At 72.9% G+C, this 1,859-nt stretch carries 2 protein-coding genes; both read right to left on the reverse strand.

Annotated elements, in window-relative coordinates:
- On the reverse strand, positions 1 to 305 hold a 305-nt coding region (locus NON22_RS23740; protein WP_257389454.1), incomplete at its 3' end, for a hypothetical protein.
- A 149-nt stretch (positions 306 to 454) separates the two neighbouring features.
- The coding region (locus tag NON22_RS23745) for an LTA synthase family protein (RefSeq protein ID WP_257389455.1) at positions 455 to 1,859 on the reverse strand (1,405 nt) is incomplete at its 5' end.

Raw genomic sequence — 1,859 nt, forward strand, 5'->3', positions numbered from 1 at the left:
TCGTGCGGCGCCGGCGCGTCGGCGCGGTCGAGCCCGCGCCAGCCGCTGCTCCAGCCGTCCGCGACGAGCCGCGCCGCGAGCCGCTCGGTTTCCGCGCGCGGCCAGTCCGCGAACAGGCCCAGGTCGGCCGCGGCAACCGGATCGCGCGGCGCGTTGATCAGGGTCGACAGGTGGCGCGTGGCCTGGGTGAAGCCGCAGCCGCGCCGCTCGGTATGGTGGGCGAAATGCTCGTCGAGCATCTCCACGAGCGTGCCGCAGAGCGGCAGGCCGGCGCGCGCGAAGGCGGCGACGATCTCATGCGCCATGACATGGCCCCGCTTCGGCCGCGGCTACGCAGTCGCCGCGCAACGGCGATGAACGCATCGATTTCCCCGTGCAATCGCGGCGCCGGCACGACGGCGCCTGTTCATCTTGCAACGCGTCGCGGACGCGACACCGGACAGCACGGCAGCGATCAGTTGGCCGCGGCTTCGGCCGCCTCGTCGACGACCTCGGGCAGCGGCGAGTCCGAGGCCGCCGCCGCGTCCCCGGCCGGAGCCAGCGCCGTCGCGAATTCGCCCAAGTCGAATTCGTCGCGCACGCGCAGGCGCGCGAGCTCGACGAAGCGCGGCTCGGGCCGATCGTCGCCGGCCGGCAGCAGCACGGCCGGGTCGCGGCGCAGGGCGGCGACCAACGCGAGATAGGCGTCGGGCTCCACGCCGGCGGCTTCGAGCAGCACGGCCGGCAGCATCCACGAGCGCGTCTCTTCCCAGCGCGGCACGGTGCCCCGATTGTCGACGATCAGATAAGGCACGGGCTGCTCGCGCGGTCCCTGGCCGTCGACGAAGCCGAGCTGGGCGAACGCCGAGTGCAGGCCCGGCAGATGGTCGCCGTAGAACAGCAGCACGGTCGGCCGCCGGCGCTGCTGCAACTGCTGCGCGAGGCGGCCGAGCTCCTGGTCCGCATTAGCGATGTGATAGAGGAAATGGCGCAGGGTGCGCGCGCCGTAGTCGTCGAGCAGGTCGGGCAGCGCGATCGCCGCGAGCCGCTTTTCGTCGAGACCGGGGCTGACGTCGTACGGTCCGTGCGCTTCCATGCTGATCGCGAACAGGAACTGCGGCGGACCGTCGTCGGCGAGCTCGGCCAGCACCTTGTCGGTCAGCGCCGAGTCGGCGACGAACAGGCCCGACTTCGGCGCATGGGCGAAGTCGGGCAGCGCGAGGAAACGCTGCGCGCCGAGGCGGCTCAGCGCCTCGCGCCGGTTCCAGAACGCCGCATCGTTCGGATGGATCACGCTGGTGCGGTAGCCCTGCTCGGCCAGCGTGCGCATGAGCCCCGGCATCGGCGCGTCGACGAGTTCGAAATACGGATACTCCACACCCGGAAACGCCGCGAGCGGCACGCCGCTGAGCACTTCGAACTCGGTGCGTATGGTGCCGCCGGCGAACGTCGGCACGCGCAGGTCGCCGGTGGCGGCGGCCGCGGCGAGGCGGCGGAAATTCGGCAGGCTCTGCCCGGCCGCGACGCCGTTGAGGCGCGCCGGATCGAAGAACGATTCGCTCTGCACGACGACGATGTCGGGCAGCTCGCCGCCGTCGGCCGCCGCGCTGCGCGCGAAGGCCCGTGCGTGTTCGGTGATGAACTCGAGCACGCGGTCGTGATCCGGCGGCTGCCGGTGCGGCCGCACGAGCTCCCAGTGGAAGACCAGCAGATTCGCCGCGATGCCGAGCCGCCGGACGCTGTCGGCCGGCGACCAGGGCTCGAAGCCCGCATTCCAGCCGTCGTAGACGGAACGCCACGGCGCCGCGCCGCGCCAGAGCGTGACCGCGCCGCCGGCGACCACGACGGCGAGCAGCCCGCGCACGGCCGCGCGCGGACGC

The organism is Tahibacter caeni (assembly GCF_024609805.1).
GTDB lineage: Bacteria > Pseudomonadota > Gammaproteobacteria > Xanthomonadales > Rhodanobacteraceae > Tahibacter > Tahibacter caeni.